1 protein-coding gene is annotated in these 364 nt (G+C 35.4%); it reads left to right on the plus strand.

Annotation, left to right across the window (positions count from 1 at the left end; all coding sequences use genetic code 11):
* Nucleotides 1-29: 29 nt before the first annotated feature.
* On the plus strand, nucleotides 30-364 hold a 335-nt coding region (locus ACJDU8_RS25745; RefSeq protein WP_406795031.1), incomplete at its 3' end, for a 4Fe-4S binding protein.

Consider the following 364-nt stretch of genomic DNA (forward strand, 5'->3'; position numbering starts at 1 on the left):
TTAAAATAGAATTTTGAGGAGGAAGTAACTTGAATATAGCAGTATTAAGTGGAAAAGGAGGTACGGGGAAAACTACAGTGTCTACCAATCTTGCTCTTGCCTTAAGGGCCAATTATGTAGATTGTGATGTAGAAGAACCAAATGGATTTTTATTTCTAAAACCGTATATTGAAAAGACAGAACAGGTTAAAGTAGAATATCCATGTATAGATGATGAAAAATGTATTTCCTGTGGTTCCTGCGTGGAAGTCTGTCAATTTAATGCCCTTGCAAAGGTTAAAGAGGATATTATATTATTTCAAAAACTATGTCACAGTTGTGGGGCCTGTAAAATTGTGTGCAAGCAGGAGGCATTGAGTTATAG

The organism is Candidatus Clostridium eludens (assembly GCF_045310515.1).
Lineage (GTDB): Bacteria > Bacillota > Clostridia > Clostridiales > Clostridiaceae > Clostridium_B > Clostridium_B eludens.